This is a genomic window from Gordonia sp. N1V, assembly GCF_029269935.1.
GTDB lineage: Bacteria > Actinomycetota > Actinomycetes > Mycobacteriales > Mycobacteriaceae > Gordonia > Gordonia polyisoprenivorans.
In genome coordinates this window covers 35,766-59,776 of sequence record NZ_JARJDD010000029.1, presented here as the reverse complement: position 1 = coordinate 59,776, position 24,011 = coordinate 35,766, and the positions used below count along the sequence as shown (strand labels likewise).

General features: G+C 66.9%; 21 protein-coding genes. 20 read left to right on the top strand and 1 reads right to left on the bottom strand.

Annotation, left to right across the window (positions count from 1 at the left end; translation table 11 throughout):
* Positions 1-125 precede the first annotated feature (125 nt).
* Positions 126-1,292: a beta-ketoacyl synthase N-terminal-like domain-containing protein gene (locus P3L18_RS25465; protein WP_276115680.1), complete on the top strand. Its 1,167-nt coding sequence runs from the start codon at positions 126-128 to the stop codon at positions 1,290-1,292.
* Between the two features lie 91 nt (positions 1,293-1,383).
* Here P3L18_RS25465 and P3L18_RS25460 read toward each other — a convergent pair whose 3' ends face one another.
* Complete coding sequence (locus tag P3L18_RS25460) at positions 1,384-1,845, bottom strand: helix-turn-helix transcriptional regulator (RefSeq protein WP_276115692.1); 462 nt, start codon at positions 1,843-1,845, stop codon at positions 1,384-1,386.
* Positions 1,846-2,512: 667 nt separating this feature from the next.
* Here P3L18_RS25460 and P3L18_RS25455 point away from each other — a divergent pair.
* The 19 genes from P3L18_RS25455 to P3L18_RS25365 all read left to right on the top strand — a co-directional run bounded on the left by P3L18_RS25455 (position 2,513) and on the right by P3L18_RS25365 (position 23,992).
* A complete protein-coding gene (locus P3L18_RS25455; protein WP_276115679.1) occupies positions 2,513-4,798 on the top strand; it encodes a cutinase family protein in 2,286 nt (761 codons plus the stop codon).
* A gap of 208 nt (positions 4,799-5,006) precedes the next feature.
* On the top strand, positions 5,007-7,451 hold the full coding sequence (locus P3L18_RS25450; protein ID WP_276115678.1) for a peptidoglycan DD-metalloendopeptidase family protein: 2,445 nt from the start codon (positions 5,007-5,009) through the stop codon (positions 7,449-7,451).
* Positions 7,448-8,032 (top strand): lytic transglycosylase domain-containing protein, encoded by a 585-nt coding sequence (locus P3L18_RS25445; protein WP_276115677.1) that lies wholly within the window; start codon positions 7,448-7,450, stop codon positions 8,030-8,032. The genes P3L18_RS25450 and P3L18_RS25445 overlap by 4 nt, the downstream gene beginning before the upstream one ends.
* Positions 8,033-8,047: 15 nt before the next feature.
* Complete coding sequence (locus tag P3L18_RS25440; RefSeq protein ID WP_276115676.1) at positions 8,048-8,755, top strand: hypothetical protein; 708 nt, start codon at positions 8,048-8,050, stop codon at positions 8,753-8,755.
* A 40-nt stretch (positions 8,756-8,795) separates the two neighbouring features.
* Positions 8,796-9,074 carry a hypothetical protein gene (locus P3L18_RS25435; protein ID WP_276115675.1) on the top strand — a complete coding sequence of 93 codons (279 nt, stop codon included), beginning with the start codon at positions 8,796-8,798 and terminating at the stop codon, positions 9,072-9,074.
* Complete coding sequence (locus tag P3L18_RS25430) at positions 9,071-10,984, top strand: hypothetical protein (protein ID WP_276115674.1); 1,914 nt, start codon at positions 9,071-9,073, stop codon at positions 10,982-10,984. The genes P3L18_RS25435 and P3L18_RS25430 overlap by 4 nt, the downstream gene beginning before the upstream one ends.
* Positions 10,981-11,472: a hypothetical protein gene (locus P3L18_RS25425; protein ID WP_276115673.1), complete on the top strand. Its 492-nt coding sequence runs from the start codon at positions 10,981-10,983 to the stop codon at positions 11,470-11,472. Before P3L18_RS25430 ends, P3L18_RS25425 begins: the two co-directional genes overlap by 4 nt.
* A gap of 34 nt (positions 11,473-11,506) precedes the next feature.
* Complete coding sequence (locus tag P3L18_RS25420; protein ID WP_276115672.1) at positions 11,507-11,818, top strand: hypothetical protein; 312 nt, start codon at positions 11,507-11,509, stop codon at positions 11,816-11,818.
* On the top strand, positions 11,815-12,558 hold the full coding sequence (locus P3L18_RS25415; protein WP_276115671.1) for a hypothetical protein: 744 nt from the start codon (positions 11,815-11,817) through the stop codon (positions 12,556-12,558). The genes P3L18_RS25420 and P3L18_RS25415 overlap by 4 nt, the downstream gene beginning before the upstream one ends.
* A gap of 6 nt (positions 12,559-12,564) precedes the next feature.
* Positions 12,565-14,850, top strand: a complete 2,286-nt coding sequence (locus tag P3L18_RS25410; protein ID WP_276115669.1) for a hypothetical protein — start codon at positions 12,565-12,567, stop codon at positions 14,848-14,850.
* On the top strand, positions 14,847-15,125 hold the full coding sequence (locus P3L18_RS25405) for a hypothetical protein (protein WP_276115667.1): 279 nt from the start codon (positions 14,847-14,849) through the stop codon (positions 15,123-15,125). The genes P3L18_RS25410 and P3L18_RS25405 overlap by 4 nt, the downstream gene beginning before the upstream one ends.
* Positions 15,122-16,834 carry a hypothetical protein gene (locus tag P3L18_RS25400; protein WP_276115666.1) on the top strand — a complete coding sequence of 571 codons (1,713 nt, stop codon included), beginning with the start codon at positions 15,122-15,124 and terminating at the stop codon, positions 16,832-16,834. The genes P3L18_RS25405 and P3L18_RS25400 overlap by 4 nt, the downstream gene beginning before the upstream one ends.
* Complete coding sequence (locus P3L18_RS25395; RefSeq protein ID WP_276115665.1) at positions 16,834-18,540, top strand: ATP/GTP-binding protein; 1,707 nt, start codon at positions 16,834-16,836, stop codon at positions 18,538-18,540. The genes P3L18_RS25400 and P3L18_RS25395 overlap by 1 nt, the downstream gene beginning before the upstream one ends.
* 103 nt (positions 18,541-18,643) lie before the next feature.
* A complete protein-coding gene (locus tag P3L18_RS25390) occupies positions 18,644-19,072 on the top strand; it encodes a hypothetical protein (RefSeq protein WP_276115664.1) in 429 nt (142 codons plus the stop codon).
* Positions 19,069-19,677, top strand: a complete 609-nt coding sequence (locus tag P3L18_RS25385) for a hypothetical protein (RefSeq protein ID WP_276115663.1) — start codon at positions 19,069-19,071, stop codon at positions 19,675-19,677. The genes P3L18_RS25390 and P3L18_RS25385 overlap by 4 nt, the downstream gene beginning before the upstream one ends.
* Positions 19,674-19,910 (top strand): hypothetical protein, encoded by a 237-nt coding sequence (locus P3L18_RS25380; protein ID WP_276115661.1) that lies wholly within the window; start codon positions 19,674-19,676, stop codon positions 19,908-19,910. Before P3L18_RS25385 ends, P3L18_RS25380 begins: the two co-directional genes overlap by 4 nt.
* Positions 19,903-21,171, top strand: a complete 1,269-nt coding sequence (locus tag P3L18_RS25375; protein ID WP_276115659.1) for a DUF1173 family protein — start codon at positions 19,903-19,905, stop codon at positions 21,169-21,171. Before P3L18_RS25380 ends, P3L18_RS25375 begins: the two co-directional genes overlap by 8 nt.
* A 14-nt stretch (positions 21,172-21,185) precedes the next feature.
* Complete coding sequence (locus P3L18_RS25370) at positions 21,186-22,010, top strand: hypothetical protein (protein ID WP_276115658.1); 825 nt, start codon at positions 21,186-21,188, stop codon at positions 22,008-22,010.
* Positions 22,011-22,165: 155 nt separating this feature from the next.
* A complete protein-coding gene (locus P3L18_RS25365; RefSeq protein WP_276115657.1) occupies positions 22,166-23,992 on the top strand; it encodes a TraM recognition domain-containing protein in 1,827 nt (608 codons plus the stop codon).
* Positions 23,993-24,011 lie beyond the last annotated feature (19 nt).

Here is a 24,011-nt window from a genome sequence, read left to right as displayed (position 1 = left end):
CCCTATCGAATGTCTGAGATGCCCGCTTTGGCGTGCATCTCCGTTATCCGTGTGAGGGATCGTTAAACGTGTCCGGTCATTTGGCCAGACGACGCCATTCATCTTCTCAGGAGAGGTTCACTAAAATGCACACAATTTCTGGATCACACATCGCCGGGCTCGGTACTGTCACCGGCTACGGCTGGGGCACCCAGGCTCTGTGGGCAGGCCTGACCTCGAGCAAGCCCGCCGCGACTCTGCAGCCTTCTTTTGGAGCCAGCACGGACGATCCCGGATGGATTGTTCGCGTCCCCGAAGGCGGCCGAGCGGAGGACGGGACCACCCGGTTCGCGCGGGCGATGCGCGCAGCAGCCCGTGAAGCGATCAACGACGCACTCTCGCGCGGCTGGACACCTGGTGCACGTGTAGGGCTGATTCATGCCTGCGTGCTTGGCGATCTGGATATGTATCCCATGGTCACCCCTGGCTCTGGCGGCTTCACGGGTCGCCAGTACTTGTCAGTGACACCCTCAACCCCGGTCTCACTTCTCATGTCCGAGTACGGGTTTCACGGGCCCACGATGAATCTGTCAGCCATGTGCACTTCGGGTTCAGCCGCCATGATCACAGCAAAGCTATGGCTCGACAGTGACATGGCCGACGACGTACTCGTCGTCTCGACCGACCTGTCGGCCACTCCCGAAGTCGTGCGGATGTTTGTCCAGCTTGGTGTAGCGATCACCGATACCGACCCACTCAACGCGTGCCGACCATTCCAGGAAGGCAGCCGCGGGTTCACATTCGGCGAGGCCGCCGTGGCAACCTTGATGACTAGCCAGCGCGGCACTGACGCGTACGCCTCGATTCTCGGCGGTGCGATGAGCCACGACGCCTACCACGTCACCTCCGTCGACCCAGAGCTGACCCACGTACGGCGGTGCGTGGAAGAGGCCCTGCAGGCGGCCCGTGTGGCCGGTAGTGACATTGAGTACATGAACGCGCACGGCCCTGGCACCCGGCAGTGCGACGCTGCCGAGGGCCAGATCGCTCAGACAGTGGTACCGGAGGCGCAGCTCTACGCGGTCAAGCCGTTGGTGGGCCACTGCCAAGCCGCGGCCGGAGCGGCAGAGCTGGCCGCAGCCCTGCTGGGATATGAGCACGGTGAGATCGCCGCGAGCCCACACATCGCACAGCCGTCCGTGGACCAGCTCATCGACGGCCGCACGCCCATGTCGGGCACCCACGGCCTGACTCTAAAGACCTCACTCGGCATGGGAGGCCACAACGCCGCCCTGGTACTCGCCCCCGCGTAACAGTGACGAGACGAGATGGACGGCGGGTCTTGGCGGACCCAATTGATGGACTCGACAAGACCCGCCGCTCGTCTCCATTAATAACTTGCGCTCAATGACCGCGAGTCCGGCGCGCCGCGCGCGCCGCGAGATCGTCTCGGCGCCGGGCGATGCCTAGCTCCCAGGCTTCGACCACATCGGCGTCGGATACCTCATAGAGCCTGGCCAGCTTGTCAGCGACCGCTTGATCCATCTCTCGCCGGCCGCGTTCGATCTGACTGAGGACCGTCTGCGAGATACCTACCGCCTCGGCTGCAGCGCTCTGCGTGTGCCCAGCCCGAATACGAATGTCCGGCAGAGTGGCCGGTCGACGCGATATTCCTGGTGTCAGATCCGCAGGCGTGACTCGCAAAAGCTCCGCTACACGAACGAGAGAAGGCGGGGAGGGTGTTGTCCGGCCGGCCAACCACAACGACACTGATTGCCTCGATAGCCCGATCTGATCGGCAACGTCTTCTGCGGAAAACCCCGCACGCTGCATGTAACGACGGAAAGTCTCGGGAGAGAACCCCACACTCCCGCCACGCGGCACTCGCCCCTCCTGACCGATCGACTCCCAGCTGGAATCCTCATTCTCATCGATCACGACGGGACTTCCGCAGCAGGCGAAATGAATACCTGCACTGAATACTTGCGGCTGGTTCTCACAGCGCTTAGGGTAATGGCCATGAGCCACGACCGGAACGAGCGCGACGGAAACGCTTGCACGTTCTGTGATGAAGTGGTTACATTCTCTTTGCGCTCTCTCAGGAGAGGATCATTCCCGGTGGCTGTCGACTCGCCCCGGTCGCATCGCTGGCCTAGTGCAGCGTCCGCTACGCGGACGCGCTACAGGCCAAATCTTTACGTTGACTCCTGTACGAGCCAGCTGCCAACTGGCTCCTTCAGTGGTCACCGTCGAACACCTGCCGTCTCGTTGCCCGGCGAGCCGCCCAAACCGCAAGAGGAGAGGTTCTCAGTGCTTTTGGTGACATGAACTCGCGGGCATGAGGGGCCGGATTGCCGTCTCAACCACCTCATGGCCCGCGAGTCTCCTGTGTTTGCCCGAGCTTGATGCGAAAAGGTGAATAAACCCATCAGGCTGGGCGCTTCGTAGCTTACGCCGTTGCGGCTGTGGGGCGTCCAGTCAGCGTGTTTCGCATCGAGTGTCTGACCGACTCTTTGATGTGGAGCGATGCCTGATGACTGTTCTTCTGGATCGCCGACGTGTTGCTGGTGACGTGCGCGGTGGGCGCCACGGGCGGGCCTCGGTTGCGGGGTTCGGTTCGCGGGTGTTGGTTGCGGCCGCGTCGTTGTTGGTGGTCCTTGGTGTGTCGAGTGGTCCGATGGCGGGATCTGCTGCGGCTGCTGCTTCTGGCGGTGATTGCGCCTCGTACATGGTGTATTTGGTGCCGGGGACTTGGGAGACCCATAAGGGTGCTGATTCGTCACGTCCGGTGGGGATGTTGGCGCCGGTGGGGAATCGGCTGGTCAAGGATTACGGGTCGCAGTTGCGGGTGGTGTATCCCGACTATTCGGCGACTGCGTTCAACTCTGGGTTGACCTACGCCCAATCTGAGCGTGATGGCGTGAACACGCTGGTATCGCTGCTCAAGCAGTGCCCGGACTCGAGGGTGATGCTCGGTGGCTATAGCCAGGGCGCTGATGTGGCCGGTGATGTGGCGTGGATGATCGGCAACGGCAAGGGCCCGATCCCGGCGAGTCAGGTGTTGGCGGTCGGGTTGTTGTCGGACCCAAAGCAGGGCAACGCCCCGGTGGCCGGCCCGCAACCGGGCGGCACCGGGATCGCCGGTACTCGTCCGGGCGGGTTTGGTGCGTTGGCGTCGGTGACCCGTCAGATCTGCGCTCCTGGGGATCTGTATTGCGGTTTGAACAAGGGCCGTGACTCATTCCTCGCCGGCCTCGGCAAGGTACTGGGCTCCTCGAGTGTGCCCACCGAAGCGACATCATCGTCACCGGCGCCGGGTGCCGGTCAGGCGCAGACGGCTTCGCTGACGTCGGATTACGGCAATGCTGATTTTCCGGGTGCGGCGTCGACGGCGCAGTTGCTCAATTCGACGGCAAACAGCGCTGCTGGTGACCCGCAGGTGTTGTCGTCGGGCACGGGTGCCGGTGAGTTGGCGCAGATGGCGACGATGGCTCAGCAGTTGTTGGCGACGTTCGCTCCGTTGGCTGATTCGCAAAAGTTTGTGAAGACAACTCCGGGTGTCGCGAACACCCTGCGTAGTGCGACACCGGGATCGAGCCTGGCCCAGGCGAATACGGTACTGGGATCGTTGGGCAAGGTCGACGTGGCTGGGATCGTCAGCAACGCCACCAAGATCACCCAGATGCTGGGGGCGTCGCTGGGAGGGTCGGGCGCGAACACTTCTGCCTCCTCGACCGAGGCTACCTCGACCTCGACCGGCACCTCTGCGTCTGGCAGTACCCCGGCACCTGCGGTCACTACCGCGCCCTCGACCAGCGCCGGGACAGACACCACGACCGCCGCAGCTCCCACAGCTGATCCGTCGGCGGCGGCGACCCCGAATAGCGGGACTGTCCCGACCGCACCGACGGTGGGGGAGGGCACGGGTGCTGTCGTCTCGGGAGGTTCCGGCACCGGTTCTGGTACTGGTTCGGGGGCGGTGAGTGCGTCGGATCTGACGCAGTTGGCGTCGACGGCGACGCAGCTGGCCGCGCAGGTCGCGCCGGTGGGTTCGGTTCCCGCGCAGCAGTTGTCGACTGCGTCGCAGGTGTTGGGCACGCTCAAGCCGGACAGCATCATCAATCAGGCGTTGGCGGTGGTGTCGACGGTGGTGGGCACCGATTACACGGGCATCGTGAACAATCTGACCAGGCTGCCGCAGCAGGTGGTTTCCGGGGATGTGCGGGGCGCGCATGCGACCGCGCGGGCGTTGAACGTGCAGTTCTCGCCGTGGGTGAAGCTCGCCTCGGTGATGGATTACAAGATGGCCGCACAGCTGGTGGGGATGATCCCGGATACTTCGGGCACCACCCAGATCGTGTCGATGGTGCTCGATCTGCTGGGCAATCTCGACATCATCCGTTTGGCCAAGGACGTCGGCCAGCTCCAAGAGGTGGCCTGGCAGGTCGTGGAGACCGGGAACCTGTTGGCGTTGTCGCAGCTACTCCCGATCTCGCTGGATTTGGCGTCGGTGGCGGTCGGGGTGATGACCCCGACGACCAAGATGAGCCCGGAACAGCTCACCGCCCCCACCTCGGCGGCCGGGTTACCGCAGATGCAGCAGGCCTCCACGACCGGTAATGCGGCCGGCTTGTTCAGCACCGCGGCGCAGTTGACGCAAAGCCAAGGCGCCCAAGACCTCACGACGTTGGTGAAGGAAGGCCTGACGGCCGCGAACTTCTACGCCTCGAACGTGCACACCTCCTACAACAAGTTCCAGATCGACGGCGTGTCCGCGGTGACGTGGCTGGCGAACTTCTTCTCCGCATCCATCCGATGACTACTCAGCGACCAGCAACAGCACCACGACCCGGGAAGGGGTGAGCAGCCACCCAACGTGATCGGTGAGCGGGCGGAGTGCGGCGAACACTCCTGTCCGATCACCTCGACCCTGTTGATCCACATGCTGTAGCCCGCGCGGGGCCACACCAGGGCGATGCGACGTCTACCGACGTTGATCGCAGTGCTAAGCAAAGGATTTCACTGACATGTCGCAGGCAAGCGCCGACGCCAACAAGACCGGGAAGGGTCTGGTTGGTGTGTTGATGGCGATTGTCGCGTTGTCGTCGGTGGGGGCGATCACGATCGGGCTCGGCAGCGACAACCCCCGCCGTCCCGATGATTGTCTGCCCGTCCAGGCCGCCGCCGCAGCCGCACCGGCCGGTGGGGGCGGCGCGTTGCAGTCCGCGGCCGATGAGGCGGTCGGCGCCGGCCGCCGGCAGGGCATCGATGTCGGGGTGGTCATCGCTGACGCTGCGAAACCTCAGGACACAATCACCGCGGGGAAGACCGATCTGATGCCGTCGGCGTCGGTGATCAAACTTGCGGTCGCGGTGACCGCGGCCAAGAAGGTTGATGCCGGGGCGGTGTCGATGGAATCGGTGACGCCGCTGCTGAATCCGATGATTTCGGTGTCGGACAACAACGCCACCAACCAGCTCGTGGCCTTGTTGGGTGGTGCCAGTCAGGTGAATGCGACGATCGCCAGTCTCGGTGTCACCCCGGGTGATGCGGTGTTGGGCCGCGAGCTCGGGGTGCCGGTCTCGGGTCCGGACCCGAACGTACTCAGTGCACCCGGGGCGGCGAAACTGCTGCAGATCATCTACGACAGTGACCACCAGACCGGGTCACCGGCGACCCGGTTTTCCAAGTCCAGTGCCGAGCCGATCGTCGCGGCGATGCGCGCCCAGCAGGTGAACACTAAGTTCGGTGCGGTGTTGCCGCACAACGATATCGCGCACAAGACCGGCGAGTTGACTGGCACTTCTCATGATGTGGGGTGGTTCTTCTCCGGGCAGCGCTGGTTGTCGGTGTCGATCCTGACAAACAAGCCTGGCGGCGCCGACCAGACCGCGGGTAACGAGATCATCAAGACCTTCGCCAAGAAGGTCTTCGATGCCCGTGACCAGCCGGTCACCGGTGGTACCGGCAACAACAGCCCACCCGCGAGCGCCTCGACCAGCGCCGCCCCGTCCTCGCCGGCGCCGGCGCCTGCTGGCGGGCATACGATGCCGCTCAAGGACGGCACCTACCAGGTGTCCTCCGGGTTCGGCCCGCGCGGTGGGCAGATGCATCAGGGCGTCGATTTCGCTGCCCCGCTGGGCACTCCGATCTATGCCGCGGCCGCCGGCACCGTCGCCAAGGCAGGTCCGGCCGATGGGTTCGGGAACTGGGTGATCGTCGACTTCGACGACAACGGCACAAAGACCTCGAATGTGTACGGGCACATGCGTGCCGCCGACATCACCGTGAAGGCCGGTGACCGAGTCACCGCCGGTCAGCAGATCGCCAAGGTCGGCAGTGAGGGCGAGTCCAGCGGCCCGCACCTGCATTTCGAGGTGTGGCCTGGCACCCGCCTCGGCGGTGGGCACGCAATCGACCCGATGCCGTGGCTGCGTGGCGCCACCCAACCCACCGGTGCCACCACCCCGAACATCGTCAACGCGGCGGTCGTCACCCCAGGCACGGGATGCGGACAGACCGCCGTGGGCGGGTCGACGCTGAAACCCGGGTCGGTGCCGGCGGCGTTCGAGCCGTGGATCATCAAGGCTGGCGGCACCTGCCCGGAGATCACCGCACCAATCATCGCCGCGCAGCTGGAAAACGAGTCCGGGTTCAACGTCAACGCCCACAACGATGGTTCCGGCGCCGACGGCCCCTCGCAGTTCCTGCCGGCAACGTGGGCGGCCAAAGCCGTCGACGGCGACGGCGACGGCCGCAAAGACCCCCGCTCGATCCCCGATGCGGTGATGACGCAGGCCGCCTACGACTGCGAACTGGCCGGAATCATGCGTGATGCCCTCAAACAGGGCAAGGTGCACGGCGATCTACTCGAGCTGACGCTCTCGGCCTACAACTGCGGTCCCGGCGCCACCCTGAGCCAGGGCGGGCCGTGCCAGAACACCCAAACCCAGGGCTACATCACCAAAATCCCCGAACGCGCACGTACCGTGTTCGCCGCCCCCGCCGCCAACGCCGAGGGCACGCTACCCGCCGGCGGTGTGGGAGGGCGGATCGTCGCCGCCGCGATGCGCTGGCAGGGCACCACCTACGCCTGGGGTGGCGGCACCCCCCGCGGCCCGTCGCCTGGTATCCGCGACTTCGGGGTGGCCGACTCGTTCGGCGATTTCAACAAGATCGGGTTCGACTGCTCAGGCTTGGTGCTCTACGCGGTGTATCAGGCCACCAACGGCAAGATCGAACTCGCGCACTACACCGTCACCCAGCTCAATGATCCACGCGGGAAACCGATTCCGCGTGACCAGATCCAGCCCGGCGACATTCTCTTCCCCGGTGGCGGGAACCCACAGCACGTCGTGATCTACATCGGCGGCGGCAAGGTCGTCGAGGCCCCCCAGTCCGGTGACGTGGTCAAAGTGTCCCCCGTGTCCGGGGCAGTCGGAAACAACTTCGATGCAAGGAGATTCGGATGACACCCCCTCACCGGACTACCCCGTCCCGCCGGCGGGCGGTACTGGTCGCGACAGCAGCCACGGTGTGTGTGCTGGCCGGCCTGCTCACCGGCTGCCAGCAAAGCACCGATCGGCCGGTACTGCTGCCGGATGCTGTTCCGGCGGCGTTCGCGCCGTGGATCACCAAGGCAGGCAACCAGTGTGCAGAGATCACCGCACCGGTCCTCGCCGCGCAAATCGATGCAGAAGCCGGGTTCACCCTTCCACCACCGACCACGTCAGGCGCAGACGGCCCAGCGCAGTGGGTGCCGCCGACATGGGTGGCGAGATACGTCGACGGGGACGGTGACGCCCGTCGAGACCCGCGATCGGTCCCGGACGCGGTGATGACCCTCGCGGCCTACGACTGCGACCTCACCGCAACCATGCGTGAAGCCCGCGCCCACGGCCTCGTACACGGCGATCTGGTCGCACTGACACTGTCGGCTTACCACTGCGGGGCCGGCGCCACTGTGCGGCAGGGCAGACCGTGCCAGAACGCCCAGACCCAGCGCTATCTCACCACGATCACCGACCGCGCGCGGACCGTGTTCACCGCCTGAAAGGACTGTGCACCGATGAACGAGAACACCACGACCACTAGGGAATTGATCGTTGAGGCATCGATCGCTGAGGCATCGGTGCCGCGAGGCCGCGCAGCGGTGCTGTGCGGGGCCGCAGTGGCCCTGTGTGTGGTGGCTGCGGTGCTCGCCGGGTGTGGGTCGCCCGGCCAGGGTGGTGATCAGTCGGCGACGCTGTCGGGGGCACCGGCCCAGCAGTGGACACCGGGCGCTGATGATCCGGGGTCGTCGATCACCGCGACGGTCGCGCCGAGTGCGGTCCCGCCGTCGCCGCAGGCGACGCTCCCGGCGTATGCGGCGGGGGTGAACCGCGGTGATCCGGCGGCGGTCGCGGCGATGGCGGTGCGGATCTGGTTCACCTGGAACACCGGTACCGATCGGTCACCGTCGGATGCGGTGGCGCGGGCAGCGCCGTTGCTGTCACCGGCATTTCGCTCGCAGGTGCTCTCCGATCAGGCGTTGACCCCGGATGGGCAGTGGCTGGTGTGGTCGTCGCGCTCGGCGGTGGTCACTCCGACGGTGGTGGTCGGCCCGAATCAGGGGGCGCCGGATCGCCCGGACCGCAAGTACTTCGTGTTCGCCGTGACTCAGACCGGTCGTGACGCGTCCGGTACGCAGGTCGGCGGATCGGTGCAGTCCCAAGCGTGGGTGATCACCACCCGCACCGACACGGGGTGGGAGGTGAGCCAACTTCAACAGCGCTGAGCGCCCCCCTTCACACGTCCTCGAGAAGGAGTCACCACCGATGAGTTCTGTCCGTACCCGCCGTCCGAAAGTGCCGTGGCAGTCGAAAGCCCTTTTCGCTGTGGGCTTTACCGGCCTGCTGTTCGTGCTGTTAGCGATCGCCAGTGAACTCCCCGCGCGGGCGTCGGGCTGGTATCTGGCGGTGACGCTGGCTGTGCTGATCGCCGCCCTCGTCGGTCGCCGCGTCTACCTCCGGCACCGATACACCCGCACCCGACACCGCGCGACGACCAGCGCCCTCGAGGACGAGGACGCCCGGTCACTGGAGGACATCACATGAGCACCAACCACTCCACCACTCCCACCACCCATGAGCCGGGTCCGGTCCCGGCCGACAACGAAGGAGCAGCCACCATGGCTCACCCCCAACGCAGCACCACCCATCTGTCCCTGCCACCACGCCACGCCAACGAGCGCGGCGACGACACCGACGACTACAGCGCCGAGCCGCCGGTCGACCTGCGTAACCAAAGCCTGCGCCCAGCACCCGAACCCGAACCTGATGCGGTCGACGATCACGACGCCACCGAACCTGGTGTCGACGAACGCGGTGTCGATCAGCGTGGTGATGTCGAGGGTGACGACGCGGCCCGCGACAGCACCCCGGTGGGCGCGACGGCCGACGTCGACGCCGCCGCCGAGCCGGCGCCGGCCCGCGCGGAGGCCGGTGGGCAGCGGGCCACCGAGACCACCGGTCAGATTCCCCGGGTCCCGGCTCACCGGCCGGGCGGCGCTGACGGTGCCGACCATGGGGGTCCACGCGCCTATTCCGGTGTCGGCGAGGGCTACTCAGATCCCTCCGCCGGCTACCCCGGAGGGTTCCCTACGGCACCGCGCGCCTACACCGCTGCTGGCCCCGAGGCGCCGATGTACGGCGAGGCCGCGGTGTATGCCGAGCCTGCGGTGTATGCCGATGCGGCGGCCGGCCGGTTCGATCCTGATCCGGCGATGCGCGGCCCAGGTGACGCCTATGGGCGGGGCGCGAGTGCCTTCCTGCGTGGCACCTACGATCCGACTGAGCTGCCCGCGCAGTGGGGGTGGCGGGGCCGATTCAACGCGGCGTTGGGTACCAAGCTGCGCCCGACACCGGAGTCGGCCGAGGCCGCCCACCGGGAGGCGATCGAACGTATCCGCCAGGCGCTGCCCGGGATGTCGACGGTCAGTGTCATCAATGTCAAAGGCGGACAAGGGAAAACGCCGACCTCGCTGATGCTGTCGAACACCATGGGGATGCACCGTGGTGGTGGTGTCGTGGGGTGGGATGCCAACGAATCCAAGGGCACCCTGGCGATGCGCGCGGCGGTCGGCGCCGCCGACCCGCGCACCGAACGCACGGTGTGGGATGTTCTCGAGCACGCCAAGCAGTTGTGCAGCCCGGGTGCGGAATCGGGGATGCTGGACTATTTCCTGCGCCGCCAACCCACCCAGGACGAGATCCTGGCGTCGGATTCCTCGAGTAAGCGGATGGCCGCGATCGGGTGGGAGGAATGCGCGGCGATCATGGCGGTGCTGCGCCGGCACCGGTCGATGGTCATCATCGACACCGGCAACGACGATCTGAAGCCGAACTGGCGGTGGGCCACGGAGAACACCGACCAGCTGGTCATCCCGATGACCTACCGCAAGGATTCCGCGCTGGCGGTCGCGAAGATGCTCGACGGCCTGTTGGCGCGTGATCTACAGCATTTGGTGGCCTCAGCGATCGTGGTCATGACCGCCACCCCCGGCGCGAGCCCGGAGATCGGCGCCGAAATCCAGGAACAGCTCCGCCAGTCCGGGGTGCACCGGTTCTTCGATATGCCGTATGAGCCGCAGTTCGACGGTGACGGCGCCCCTATCCGCTATGACCATCTGGGCCGCGACACCGTGCACGCCTACACCCTGTTGGCCGCCGAGGTTGCTGATTCGCTGGCCACTGCCCGGGACCGCAACGCCGCGATGCGTTTCGAGGTCGACTTCGTTCCCGAATCGATCCGCCGGCCCGTCGAGCACGACGTGCGCGGTACCCGCCGCGGCTACGCCCCCGGCTACCCGCCTGCCGCCGGCGCACCGATGCCCACCGGACCGGTCCCGACCGGACCGGTGCCGTATCCGCCGGCCGCGTACGGCCCACCCACCGGGGAACCGTGGCCGGCACAGCAACCCGCACCCACCCGTTCGCCCTTCTATCGTCAGGGAGGTCCTCAATGATCATCCAGTTCAACCGCTTTACCCACCGCACCAAGCACGTCCGCGGCACCGAGGACGTCTGCGGCACCAGGCGCGAGTCCCGCGCTGGTCGCCTGCGCCGCCATGGCCGGTCGGCGGTGCTGCTGGCGTGGTCGCTCGTGTTCAGTGCCGCGCTGCTGGGGCTCACCGACCCCGGCGTGGCGGCCGCGGCCACCCGTAACCCGTTCGACGGGGTAACTCCGGACTTGTCGTTGTTCGGGCCCGCGCTGAACAACACCTGGACTCGGGTGCTGGGGGCGACGTGGGCGGCATGCCTGGCCTACACCGGGTGGCGGTGGGTGACCGCCGCCGCCTCGGTGCGCGCGGCGAAAACCCGCGGCTCCTACGGCGATGTTGCCGAAGGCAAAGAACAACTCGCCGGCGCCAGCTGGGCACTCGGGCTGGTCGCCTGCGCCGGGGTGATCGTCGGCGCGATCTTGTTCATCGTCGGTACCCCCTCCACCTCCTAAACACTGCGCTCTGTTCTGAAAGGACTTGTCCGACATGGCCAAAAAGTACTCGGGGATCACCCCCACCTCCGCGGGGATGCGCGCACCGCGCGCTGCCTCGTCGACCTCGCGGCGCCGGCCCGGCGCCCCCACCCGGGCGCCACGGGTGGCCGATAAACCACGCTGGTGGCGGTTCTCCACCCGCCCGACACCGCTGCAATGGACGATCCTCGCGGTGGCCGTGGTGTTGGCGCTCGCGTTGGTGATCGCCGCGATCCTCGTCGCTCCCGACTCCACACCGCAGCAGCCACACGGGCTGGGACTGCCGACTGTGGCGACCGTGCTGACCGACAGGGGTGCGGCATGAGCGCCACCAAGAAGAACTACTCCACGCTGACCTCCGGGAACGGGACGGGGGCCACCACGACGTCCCCGCCGCCGTGGTGGCGCCGGCCGATGGTGGTCGGGCTCGCCGGGCTACTCGTGGTGGCGCTGGTGGTGTGGGCGATCATCGCCGCTGTCGGTGGCGGTTCGTCGTCGGACTCCGGCGACGCCGGCCAAAGTCAGGCGATTCGTTCGGCGCACGGCCCGACGTCGATCACCAAGGGGGTGCCATCCGGGTACACCGATGACAAGGCGGGAGCGGCGAGCGCGGCCGCGAATTTCGTGGCCGCGGTCGGTGAAGCCCGGCTCGGTCGGATCTCTGGTGATGCGGTGCGTGATCAGCTGGTCACACCGCAGCCGTCGGATTCGCTGGTCAAGGTCCTCGACGTCAGCAGTGGCCGTCAAGATCCGCAGTCGGCGGGGTCGACGACGAACTCGGTGCCGGTGGTGACCTCGGTGACCCAGTTCAGCAAGGACCGCGCGCAGGTCGCAGTGTGGTCGGTCAACGCCTCGCAGTCGACGATCAGTGACGGCGGGCGCGTCGGGGTGAGCACCCTGTGGTCGACGACCACGGTCACGCTGATCTGGACCGCCCAGGACTGGAAAGCCTCGGATTGGGCGTTCCAGCTCGGCCCCGACCCGGATCAGGCCATGTTCCCGGCCGGCGATTCTCCGCTGCGCGTGGAGGGCACCGGCGGCCGCTACACGTTCTTCGTGGACTGATCCGCCATGCAGCACACACCACGCCATCACTTCACTTGCCTGCGGGCCGCAGTCGTCTCGGCATTCTGCCGGTACTCGAGCAGGACGATCGTGTTGCTGGTCGCCCTCGTGTCGGTGGCCGCCCTCGGCCTGGCCGGCGGCGCCGGTCTCGCCCGCGCCGATGACCCACCGAGCACGGGATCGCCCACCTCGACACCGTCGGCCAGTGGGAAGGAACTGCCGCAAGGGTTTCCCGCGCAGTTGAAGAAGTTCGTGGCCGGCACCCCGGAATTCAAAGGCGCGGACTGGTTTCAGGGTCCGTGTGCGGGCAAGGGCGGTGATTTCGCGAAGTACCTCAACGAGTCGTTTCCGCACGAGGCTCAGTTGATGTATTGGACGGGCACCAAGGAACAGAAGATCGCCCAGGTCCAGGCGTGGATGAAGGACAAGGGCGTCACCAACATCACCGCCAATGGTCAAACCGTGAACGGGGCAGAGGATTTCGTCAACAGGAACCTGACCCCGCCGGGCGACGGTCTGCTGCCGGTGTTCCCCGGGGACCGCGCGGACTACTACCCGGCGTCCGGGCCGGTGTGTGCCGCCGACCTCGCCCGCTGGACCGGGCCGTCGCTGACCGCGTGGGGTTTCGATTTCGCCGACAAACCCGACGACACCAGCCTGGCCAAGATGCGTCAGGTCTACAACACCGACCGCTACACCCAACCGTGCCGCGACGGCAGTGGTCTCGCCGACGCCGACAACATCATGCAGGCCAACTACTGCCGGCATGCGTTCTTCCTCAACTGCAATGTCAACGCCCTCAACGACACCGACGCCTCCGCATGCGTCAACTGGAACCTCGGGGTCGCGCATCTGTATCAGGGCATCAGCAAATGGATCTCCGACAACACCAGCCTGGGCGACCGATTCAAGTCCGCGCTGGGCGATATGGGTTTGGATGCGTTGAGCATTGTGACCGGGGTGCCGGTGTTTCCCGGCGGCTGGTCGGGCATCTGGAAGGGTGCGAGCGCGGTCATCGATTTCGTCAAGGACCCACAAACGGTGATCGGTCAGTGGGCCAACCAGTTCAAGAAAGCTGTGGTCGCGATCGTGCCCGCGGTGATCAAGGGCCTGGCCGGGGTCGGCGGGTTCGACGTCACCGCCGACTGGTTCCTGCGCTGGTATGCACTCTCAGCGGGCATCGGGATCTTCGTGATGTGCCTGATGGTGTTGTTCGCGTTGTGGCGGGCCGCCGGACACAAAACCGCGCCCGCTGATTTATGGCGAGATTTGTTGGGCTACATGCCGTCCGGGTTGATGTTCATGATGTACTCGCCGCTGCTGGCGACGATGGTCCTGGCGTTGTGTGACGGGCTGACCAAAGCGATCGCCGCACTGATGGGCAGCGACGTCGATGCCATGACCGACAACGTGTCCGCGGTCCTCAACGGACTCAACGAGGACACCCTGATCGGCGGGGTCATCGTCGGGTTGCTGCTGTTCGGATTGCTGCTACTCGGGGCGTTGTCGGTGTTCTTCGGCCTGGTCATGCACAACCTGGCGCTACCGCTGACCGCGGTGGCCGCCGCGATCGGCTACGGCATGTGGGTGCATCCGGACTGGCGGCGTAAGGCCGGCCGCCCGGTGTACATGTTCATCGGCGTCGCCGGCAGTAAACCACTGCTGTTTCTCCTGCTCGGGGTGTTGTTCGCGTCAGTAAACGCGACCATCGGCAACTACTCCGGACAGGCGAACATGAAAACCCTGTACCAGCTCGCGGTGCTGGTCGTCGGGTTCGTGATGGTCGGGATGGCGCCGTGGGCGCTAGTCAAATACGCACCCCTGCTGCCGACGAAATCTGATGCCGACAGCTTCGGCCAGGGCGGGTCGGTCGCGGCCGGCGCGATCGGCGGAGCCAGCTCGGCGGCCATGATGATGGCCGGCAACCGGGGTGGCTACTCCACCGGCGGGGCCTCCTCGTCGGCAGCGCACACCGCCGCAGCACAACCCAGCGGCGGCGGGACAGGCCACAACTCCGGTGGCGGCGCCAGTGGCGCCGGCCCACACCATGTGCCGACCTCACCAACCACCTCAAGCAACGGCGGTGGCCGGCACACGAAATCCGGTGGGGGAGTGTCCAGTCTGTCCTCCCGGCTGGCGCACAGCAAGGTCATCACCGCCGCCGGTGGCGCCGCCTCCGCGGGTGGGGCGATCGCCGCGCAAATGGGATTGGCCGCCACCCAATCCGCAGTCACCAAAGCCCAGGCCGAAGCCCGCTCGGCCGCCCCCAGTTCCGAAGGGAGCCAAGCATGACCAGCACCCACAACGCCCATCCCGGCGAGGACCGGCAGCCCGGCGCACCACGGCATACCCGCCTGTTCGGCCCCCCGCCGTGGGTGCTGGCGGTACGAACCCTGGCAGGGATGGGTGCACTCGGCGCGGTCCTGCTCATCGCCGGCTGGTGGGGTGTGGGCGTCGGGGCGGTCATCCTCGGCGGAACCGTCGCGGTAACAAGCCGATTCCGCGGCGAGAAGCCGCGGGCGGTGATCACCAGCACCGGTGAGGATGAGAAGGGTTCTCTGCGATGACGACCTACATCGATGAGCAGCGGACCTCGATCCTCGGCGGTGAGGTCGCGCGCCGCGACTTTTTGGGGGTGCCGCCGCCGGTGCTGGCGGCGTGGACGCTGGCTGCGGTGTGTGCGGTCGGCTCGTTCATCATCATCGGCGCCGGCTGGTGGGGGGTGGGTACTGGGGCATTCATCATCATCGGAACCGTCGCGGCGACACTGGAACTCAAAGGTGAGAAGTCGTGGGCGGCGATCAAGGTCCACCAGCTACGGACCCGGCTTCGGCGCCGCGCCGGCCATCACGTGTTCGTCACCCCCACCGACGAGGCCTACGGCGACGACGAACTGGACCCGGGGTGGGAGATTCCAGTGCCGTTGGGCAAAGCGTGGCCGCTGGATCTGTCCGGTACCGGCCTCGATGACATGTTCATCATCGAGCACAACAACCCCGGTTCCGGCCGGTTCTACACGGTGGTCCTGGCGCTGGAAGGGGTCTCCGACGGCATCCTCGGCGACGCTGATTGGGCGAATCGGCAACTCGCGTTTTCCACGACGTTGCGGGGTTTCGCCAAACGTAGCTCCATGATTCGCCGGATCGGGATGCTGCACCGGTCGGTGCCGGCGGATCTGACCCCGCATGTGCGGTGGGCCGACCGCGAGATCAACCGGGTCGTCAACGAACGCCGTACCCAACTCGAACAACTCGCCGCCCTCGAGGACTCCACCGAAGCGCAGCGCGCCGATGCGCTGCGCATCCTGGCCGATGAAGACGCGTTGCGTGAGCAAGCGGTCCTCGAGCTGCCGGTGGCCTCTTACGCTGATCTGCTCAGCGTGGCGTCGGTGGAATGCGAGGAGCACTACAGTTACGCCACGCTGGTGTTCCCGGCGATGGGGGAACTGTCGGATCGGGCGGCGCGGTTGGCTCGCCGTAAAGACGCGTCGTATATCGGTGGTGTGGCCGCGGTCATCCGGGACGAGACGATCCGCGCGATCGACGCCCTGCGAGATGCGCATCTGGGGTCAGTGACGATGCTCGGTGAGCAGCGGGCGTGCGCGGTGTTTCGGGCGTTGATCGACCCGTCCTACAAACTCGATGCGCACCGTGGTGCGCGGTGGCCCTCGTGTTTCCCGTCCTACATTGGCGGTGAGGAATCGGTGCTGGTGTCCCCGCGCTCGGACACGCCGTGGCATGTGCGGGTCGGGGAGATCCCGCCCGGCTCGATCGCCCCCACCCCGTTGGGCCCGTTGTGGCTTTCACCGCTGTTGACCGGGGTCACTCCGGCCACCGGCGACAGTGACACCCCACCCTCGCCGACCATCCGGACGGTGTCGGTGGTGATGGACTTCGTCGTCGAGCACGTCGCCCGGGACGCCGCCAAAGGTGATGTCACCGACGACATGGCGCGCCAGCATTCCGAGGCGAAGAAGGAACGGATCTCCGACGGCTCGGCCGAGGTGATGGCCAGCTCCTCGATGCGCCGCCGCATGGACTTGATGCCCGGGTCCGGGCATCACGGCGTGATCTACACGATGTGGGTGTCGGTCGCCGCCCGCTCCCTCGACGACCTCGATGCGGCCGAGACCCGCATGTCCGAGGCGGCCAGTAACTCCGCGATCGGCCGGATCACCTGGCAGACCGACGATCACGACATCGCGGTGTTCAACACCCTGCCGCTGGGCCGTGGCCTGGCACCCAACCCGAAATTCACTCGCAGAGGCCTGAACTGATGACCAGCACACATCCCTCACGCCAGCACACCGACCGCCCCGAACCCGTCATCGAACTCGATGCCGTCGACCCCGGTGACGGGCATGTGCACGACGGGCCCGCACCGTGTGCCCGCTGCGCCGCCGAGGCCACCCTGAACCGGCCCACGCGCCGCTGGCTCGATCGTCTCGCCGCCCGGCTCGGCCGCCGTCGCGCTGCACCGGCAGCCGACAGCGTGGCCGGTGAGCAGGTGTGGGCCACCGAGCTGGCCAACCCGGTCGTCGACGACCTCGACGACGTCGACGACACCTGGCTGGCACCGGAAGATCCCGGTGATGCCGAGATCGACTGGGACAGCGAGATTCCGCGTCGGGACCCACCGTCGCGCAGTAAATGGCTCGACCGGTGGGGGTGGTGGGAAAACATGGCGGTCGGTGCGTGGACGACCACCCGCCAGGCCGAAGCACTGAATTTGGCGACCACCCGACGCTCGGGCCGGCACAACGGGTTGATGGCCGGGCTGAACAAAAGTGGCCGATCCATGGTCATTGCCGACCCGTTCGAGTTGTACGGCGACGCGGTGTCCAACATCAACGTGTGTGTCATCGGTGACATCGGTAAAGCGAAATCGTCGCTGATCAAAACGGTGTACCTACTGCGGCAACTCATTCCCGGCCGCCAGATCGTCATCATCGACAAGAAACTGCAGAACGGGGTCGGCGAATACACCCCGACCGCCCAAGCCCTCGGGGTCACCACGATCCGGTTCGCCAGCAGCGACGCCGAATCCGGTGCCTGCTTGAACCTGCTCGACCCGATGATCGCCACCCTCGGCGAACACGCCAAAGGCCTCGCCGGGGTCACCCCGGCCGGCCAGATCAACCTGGTGCAGGCCGTCCTGGAAGACACCATGGGCCGTGCGCTGGAAAGCACCGAGATCGCCGCGGTCAGCCGCGGCCTGGAAGTCGTCAACGCCGAAGCCCGCGCCGAGCACCGTGAAGCGACCATCCGCGATCTGTCGCGGTGGCTGCTCGACCCGCCCGCCGACCCCGACCACTTCGGGCAGTTGTGGGCTGAGGAAGCGCGCCGGTGGGGCCGTGACCCCGGCCTCGCGCTCGACCGGCTCGCTTCCGGTGATCTCAAAGGCCTTGTCGATCAACCCACCTCAGCGAACGTCCGGGAAGCCCTCAAACACCAGATGGTGCACTTCGACATCTCCGGGCTGCCCACCAACGGGCCCGCCGTGCGGGTGGTGATGACCGTCATCAACACACTGCTGGCCAACATTTGCGCCGCCCGATCCAGTGCGTTCAAACAAACCATCCTCATCGTCGAGGAAGGCTGGCACACCGCCGTCGGCTCCACCGGCGAAGTGTTCCAAGCCAACATGAAACTGTCCCGCGGACTCGGCTTGTCGACGGTGTCGGCGTTCCACCACATCTCCGACCTACCCGAAGACTCGCCCGCCCGCGCGCTCATGCGTGAAGCCGGGATCGTGTTCCTCTACGGCCAGGAACGCGAAACCGACGCCCTGGAAACCGCCCGCATGTATCACCTGCCTGCCGGCACCAAAAACGTGCTCATGGCATTACGCCAAGGCGACTGCCTGGTCAAGATCGGTTCCGCCCCACCGATCTTCATGACCCACGTGCGCTCACCACTGGAAGTCGAACTCACCAACACCGACAAAGCCATCACCGGCAACCGCGAACTCCACGCCGCCTGACCCCCACCACCCCCCGAGGACACCTGCGATGACCATCACCCCCGGCACATCCCACCCATCGAGCGCACACCCTGCGGCCCACACACCGCACCCCGTGCGGCGCGTGGCGACCGCAATCACCGTGGCGGGCACGGCAGCAGTCCTGCTGGCCGGCTGCACCACCAGCCAGCAGACCGCCGGCCCGCATTCCGGGTCCACGCCGGCGTCGGCCGCGTCCCACTCGTCGGCACCCCCGGGGATGACCGGCGCCGTGGTTGCGGTCACCGTGCCCACCGATCAGGCACCGGCGAACCTGCAACCCGGCAGCACCGTCCGCATCGTCGGGGTTCACCAGGGACCCGAGGACCTGCCACTGACCGGGACCGTCGTGGCCGTCCGCCCGCACGGCGAGCTACTCACCGTCGATGTGTTCCCACAGAATTTCGGCGCCGGCGACACCGCGATCCTCACCGCGCTCCTGACCCCACCCTCCCCGTTGAGCCTGGTGCAGATCAATGGGCCGATCACTATGAAAAAGGTTTCCGCGCAATGACTCCCACCAGTCACCTCCAGAACATTAGTGCCTCCCCAACCGTCTGGTCGTGGGCGCGGGCGTGTGCGGTCGGCCGCGCGGTGGCAGCGGACCTCTTCGACCCCGACACCGCAATGATCACCACCCACCTCGCCACAACGTGGGTGGCCGTGCACCTCTACGCCGCGCGCGGACGAGCAGACCACTGGGCGCCGTGGATGGCTGACCCGATCACCGCGACACCGGCGGTCGTGGCCGCCCTGGCCGACATCGACCACGACGACACCGACACCGTCCTCGACCAGTACGCCAGCCTCACCCACCTGTGCGCGAGCCGGCGCCGCGACATCGCCGACCTCCTCGCCACCGACGACGTCTCGGCACTGGTCGCCACCCACTGCACCCGCATACCCGCACCCAGCCGCCCTCGACGAGGACCGGATCAGGCACCCGCGATGACCGCCAGCATGGGTGTTGCCCGGGCAGCTAACGATGCGGTCAACGCTCGTCTGGTGGCCGCCGATCACCGCTCCGCGACCTCCCATTCGCTGGTCGACACCGGTGAGTCGCCCGCGCCTGTCGATCAACCACCTACGACCCCCGACGGAAAGAAGCGCACACCATGACACTGCTCTACTTCGTGCCGACGACTGTTGACCTCGCCGGTGACATCCCCGATGGGAAGTGGCCGCCCATTCCCTCGTGGCTGGGAACCGCCGTGGTGATCAGCATCGTGGCTGCTGTGGCGATCGGGACCGTCGCCTACATCGGCGGCGCCATCATCCGCAGCTATCGGCACCGCCCCGACACATCGGGGCCGGCGAGAGATACCGATACCCGCGGGTTCGGCGATGAGTAGCGCGGCGCTCAGTGTGGCCGGGCGACCGCTCGGCGTCATGGGTGACCCCGACACTCAACGGCTCCTCGGTGCCGCGCATGCGCGGCATGTGCGGCCGTTGTGTGAGTGCCGGCAGCCGGGGGTGCCGATGTATGTGGCGGCCACCTCGAGCGGATTCGTCGTCAAACGGATGCCCGGATCCGGGTCGGCGCATGCCGCTGATTGTGCGAGTTGGGAACCACCACCGGGGATCTCGGGGTTGAGTCAGGTGCTGGGGGAAGCGATCTGCGATGATCCCGATGCCGGACACACCACCCTGCGGTTGGGGTTTCCGCTCAGTGCTGGGGGTGGTCGCGCCGCCCCCGAGGTCAGCGGTGAGTCTGCGGCGGAGTCGGTGGCCACCGACGGGTCGAAACTGACGATGCGGGCGTTGCTGCACTATTTGTGGGATGAGGCCGGGCTGACCTCCTGGACACCGAAGATGGCCGGCAAACGGAACTGGCGAGTCGTGTCGTGGCATCTGCGGCGCGCCGCGGACGGCAAGATCACCACACGCCACCCGCTGGGCCAGAAGCTCTACATTCCCGAACCGTTCGACGCTGCCCGCCGTGCGCAGATCAGCTCCCGGCGGATGGCGTTGTGGTCGAAAGTGCGGGCCGTTCCGGGTAAACCGGTGCCGCTGCTGCTGCTGGTCGGGGAGGTCAAGGCCATCGAGGAGGTCCGCGGACGGCACCGCCTGGCGATCAAACATGTTCCCGACACCCCGTTCCTGCTGGCCGACGATGTCCACAAACGGCTCTACAAGCATTTCGGGGAGGTGATCGAACGGTGGGAAGCCGACGAGCGCTCGCATCTGATGGTGATCGCGAGTTTCTCGGTGTCGGCGGCCGGGATCGCCAGCATCACCCGGATGAGCCCGATGCTCGTCGACGAGCACTGGTTACCCACCGAATCGGCCTACACCGAACTACTCCTAGACACCGCCGTCAGCGAGCACCGGCGTTTCCGGGTCGGGTTGCGCTACAACCTTGCCGCCGAGGTGGCCTCGGCCGCAGCAGTATTCACCGACACCGAACCACCCACGGCCGCCTTCCTCGTCACCGCACCCGCCGGCGCCGACGAACTCGACGACGGTGACAACCAGGCCAATGACAGCAAGGAGGCCACCGTCGTCGACGACTACCGCGATCTGCTCGGTGAGGCCGCCATGACGGTGTGGGAATGGAACACCCTCGCCGAGATGCCGGCACTACCAGCACCCACCACCCACCACCACCCGTGAAAGGCCACACTGTCATGACCGACCCCACCAGCGACCCCACCCGCCGCCTCGACGACCACACCGCCGCCCCGGTGCCGTGGCCGACCACGCAGATCCCGCCGGCCGAGGACCCGCCGCGGCCGCCGACCCTGGCCTACTCCCAGACCGACGCCGACCTCCCCGCAGATCCCTACCGTCACGTGCCGGCGCAGCCCTACCCCTCCGAGGCCTACCCGCCGGCCGCACCGCCGGTCAGGTACTTCGATCCGAGAACCGCAGGGCACCAACCACTGTCGTCGTCCTACGACACTTCCCGCCACGAGGGCGGACCGTACGACGATGGCTCGGGCGGCTACCCGGCCGAGCCGTACGGACCCAGACAGGACTCACCCCGGCCGGCGCCGCCGGGCCTGCCGCGACGCGAGTTCGACCCGGGGGTGGCGCTTGGCCAGTACGTGGGCAGCGCTGTCGTCACCCTCGTGGTCGCCGGTCTGGTCGGCTACCTCGGGGCCATACTGCTCAACTGGGTGATCGGATTGGTGCCCGCCCGGTACTGGCCCGAACACGCGCTAAGCGCACCCGTCTACGACCCGGCGACCGCAGCCATGCTGGCCGGGGCCAGCGCGATCGTCGCCGCGGCGATCATGTGGCTGCTGTTGAAGATCACCGCCCGTACCGGCATGTTCTTCTCTGCTCTGACTGCGCTGGCCGCGGCGATCGGGTTTCTCAGCATCTACCAGAGCGGACCCTGGCAAACCACCCTCGGCCCGGCCGTGCTGTTTGTCGTCGTGGCCGCCGTCATCGGCGTGTGCACCACCGGCTACACGCGCTTCTCGACCACCACACCCGAACGCTACTGACCACAGATGAGCGGCCTGTCGTGCTGTATCCCTGCAACCCAAGGTGATGTGATGACTCCACAACTCCCGCACCGATCCACGAATCCGGTTCAGCCCCTAACGCTTCCCACCCATTCCGCCCTCGCTCGCGGCGAGTTCGTCGGGGGGTGGTCGCGGTGAGTCAGCAGCTGCACGGCACGACTCCACCGTCGCGGACGTCGACGAGTGCACCGGTGATGCCGGTGTGGGTGCTGCCGGCGGTGGTGTTCGGGGCGGTGGTGGTGATCGGGACCTCCGTCGCCGGTGCGTTCTCCGGGTTGTTGTCGGGGCACGGGTGGGCGTGGCCGGGTGGGCCCGGCCCGATGGTGCTGGCCGTCAAATCCACGGTGCTGCACCTGGGGGACCCGGCCGCCGCGTGGCCCACCGAACCCGCGCCGGGCCCGGGCTGGCTGTTCTGGACGTGCGCGGCACTGGTCCTCGCCGCGGCCGCCGCAGCCGTCTGGTGGGGCTACAGCAAGATCCTCGAGCGCCGGATGCGCCGCCGTGCGGTCGAGCAGGGATTCGCCGGGGCGAGTGAGTTGCGGCGCCGGAACCTGACCGCCGAGCGGGCGGTGTCGCGGGCGGTGGCCACGCGCACTCCGCTGCAAGACACTCCTCGTAAGGATCTCGATCCGTATCTGGTGGCGGTCAACGTCGCCTCGGAATACACCAGTGGTGAGCAGATCTTCTTGCAGCAGCGGGACTGCGTGCACGTCGTCTCACCGACCGGTGGCGGTAAGACGTGGGGGTTCGCGGTGCCCCGCTGCTGGGACGCTCCCGGGTTTCTGTTGACCACCAGTACCCGCGCTGATCTGCCGGCCGCGACGATCGCCGATCGCCTCGACCGCGGGCACGTCGCGGTGTTCGATCCCGAGGACATCACCGGCCTACCCAACCAGCTGAAAGTGCGGATCCCGTTGATCGGCGGCTGCGAGGAGCCCGCCACCGCAATCCGCCGATCCGATGCGCTGGTCAAAGCGATGCCGATGGGCGACACCAAGAACGCCTCCTACTGGCAGGACAAGGCCGCCACGTTGCTGCGCTGCTATCTGCACGCCGCCGCCCTGTCCGGGGCCCGGATGGACCAGGTACGGATCTGGGCGATGAGCCGCAACCCCAAACGGCCCCAAGACATCCTGCGCAGCGACAACCCCTCCTGGGCTGAGGAACTTACCCAAATCCTCAGCTCGGAATCGACCTCGGCCGACGACATGATCGGCGCGGTAGCAAACCTGTTCAAACCACTGGCCGACCCACGGCTCCTCGAGGCCATCGACTGCCCACCAGAGCAAGCCACCGACCTCGCCGAACTCGTCCTGGGCAGCGATCGGTCCGGGACCGCCGCGAACACCCTGTACGCGCTCAGTAGCGGGGAAGCCGAGTCGACCGCACCGATCATCGCCGCGGTCACCAACGAGGCGTACTTCCTGTGCAGCCAGTTCTCCCAATGGGCACCCGGCCAACAAATGCCCGTCCCTGCGCGGTTCAACCTCGACGAGGTCAACAACGTCGCACCCATCCCGCACCTGCCCCGCAAGATGACCGACTCCGGAGGCCGGGGAATCAACCTGTGGGCGTTCTCCCACAACGAATCCCAAGTACGCGAACGCTGGGGCGATCGCCAAGGCGAACAGTTCCTCAAATCCTCACCCGTCCGGATCGTGCTGCCCGGCCTCGGGGATGACCGCGAACTGCAATCACTGTCCCGGCTGTGTGGCACCCGCACCGTCTACGACGGCCCCAACCACACCCCCCGCGACATCCCCGTCATGCGTGACTCCGACATCCGGCAGATGCCCGAAGACCAAGGCCTGATGATCTACCGCAACGCCAAACCCGCCCTCATCCGCATCCCGTCGGTGTGGGCCGACCCCGACCGAGCCTCCTACGTCAAAGCCTCCATGGACATCTTCGACCGCGCCCGCGACACCGGGCAGTGGCCGGCAACCGGACTCGACCGATGACCACCACACCCGCACACCC

Bases quoted from the DNA above. Each gene is read 5' to 3' on its own strand.
- P3L18_RS25465 (WP_276115680.1), top strand. From the start codon at position 126: ATGCACACAATTTCTGGATCACACATCGCCGGGCTCGGTACTGTCACC.
- P3L18_RS25455 (WP_276115679.1), top strand. From the start codon at position 2,513: ATGACTGTTCTTCTGGATCGCCGACGTGTTGCTGGTGACGTGCGCGGT.
- P3L18_RS25450 (WP_276115678.1), top strand. From the start codon at position 5,007: ATGTCGCAGGCAAGCGCCGACGCCAACAAGACCGGGAAGGGTCTGGTT.
- P3L18_RS25445 (WP_276115677.1), top strand. From the start codon at position 7,448: ATGACACCCCCTCACCGGACTACCCCGTCCCGCCGGCGGGCGGTACTG.
- P3L18_RS25440 (WP_276115676.1), top strand. From the start codon at position 8,048: ATGAACGAGAACACCACGACCACTAGGGAATTGATCGTTGAGGCATCG.
- P3L18_RS25435 (WP_276115675.1), top strand. From the start codon at position 8,796: ATGAGTTCTGTCCGTACCCGCCGTCCGAAAGTGCCGTGGCAGTCGAAA.
- P3L18_RS25430 (WP_276115674.1), top strand. From the start codon at position 9,071: ATGAGCACCAACCACTCCACCACTCCCACCACCCATGAGCCGGGTCCG.
- P3L18_RS25425 (WP_276115673.1), top strand. From the start codon at position 10,981: ATGATCATCCAGTTCAACCGCTTTACCCACCGCACCAAGCACGTCCGC.
- P3L18_RS25420 (WP_276115672.1), top strand. From the start codon at position 11,507: ATGGCCAAAAAGTACTCGGGGATCACCCCCACCTCCGCGGGGATGCGC.
- P3L18_RS25415 (WP_276115671.1), top strand. From the start codon at position 11,815: ATGAGCGCCACCAAGAAGAACTACTCCACGCTGACCTCCGGGAACGGG.
- P3L18_RS25410 (WP_276115669.1), top strand. From the start codon at position 12,565: ATGCAGCACACACCACGCCATCACTTCACTTGCCTGCGGGCCGCAGTC.
- P3L18_RS25405 (WP_276115667.1), top strand. From the start codon at position 14,847: ATGACCAGCACCCACAACGCCCATCCCGGCGAGGACCGGCAGCCCGGC.
- P3L18_RS25400 (WP_276115666.1), top strand. From the start codon at position 15,122: ATGACGACCTACATCGATGAGCAGCGGACCTCGATCCTCGGCGGTGAG.
- P3L18_RS25395 (WP_276115665.1), top strand. From the start codon at position 16,834: ATGACCAGCACACATCCCTCACGCCAGCACACCGACCGCCCCGAACCC.
- P3L18_RS25385 (WP_276115663.1), top strand. From the start codon at position 19,069: ATGACTCCCACCAGTCACCTCCAGAACATTAGTGCCTCCCCAACCGTC.
- P3L18_RS25380 (WP_276115661.1), top strand. From the start codon at position 19,674: ATGACACTGCTCTACTTCGTGCCGACGACTGTTGACCTCGCCGGTGAC.
- P3L18_RS25375 (WP_276115659.1), top strand. From the start codon at position 19,903: ATGAGTAGCGCGGCGCTCAGTGTGGCCGGGCGACCGCTCGGCGTCATG.
- P3L18_RS25370 (WP_276115658.1), top strand. From the start codon at position 21,186: ATGACCGACCCCACCAGCGACCCCACCCGCCGCCTCGACGACCACACC.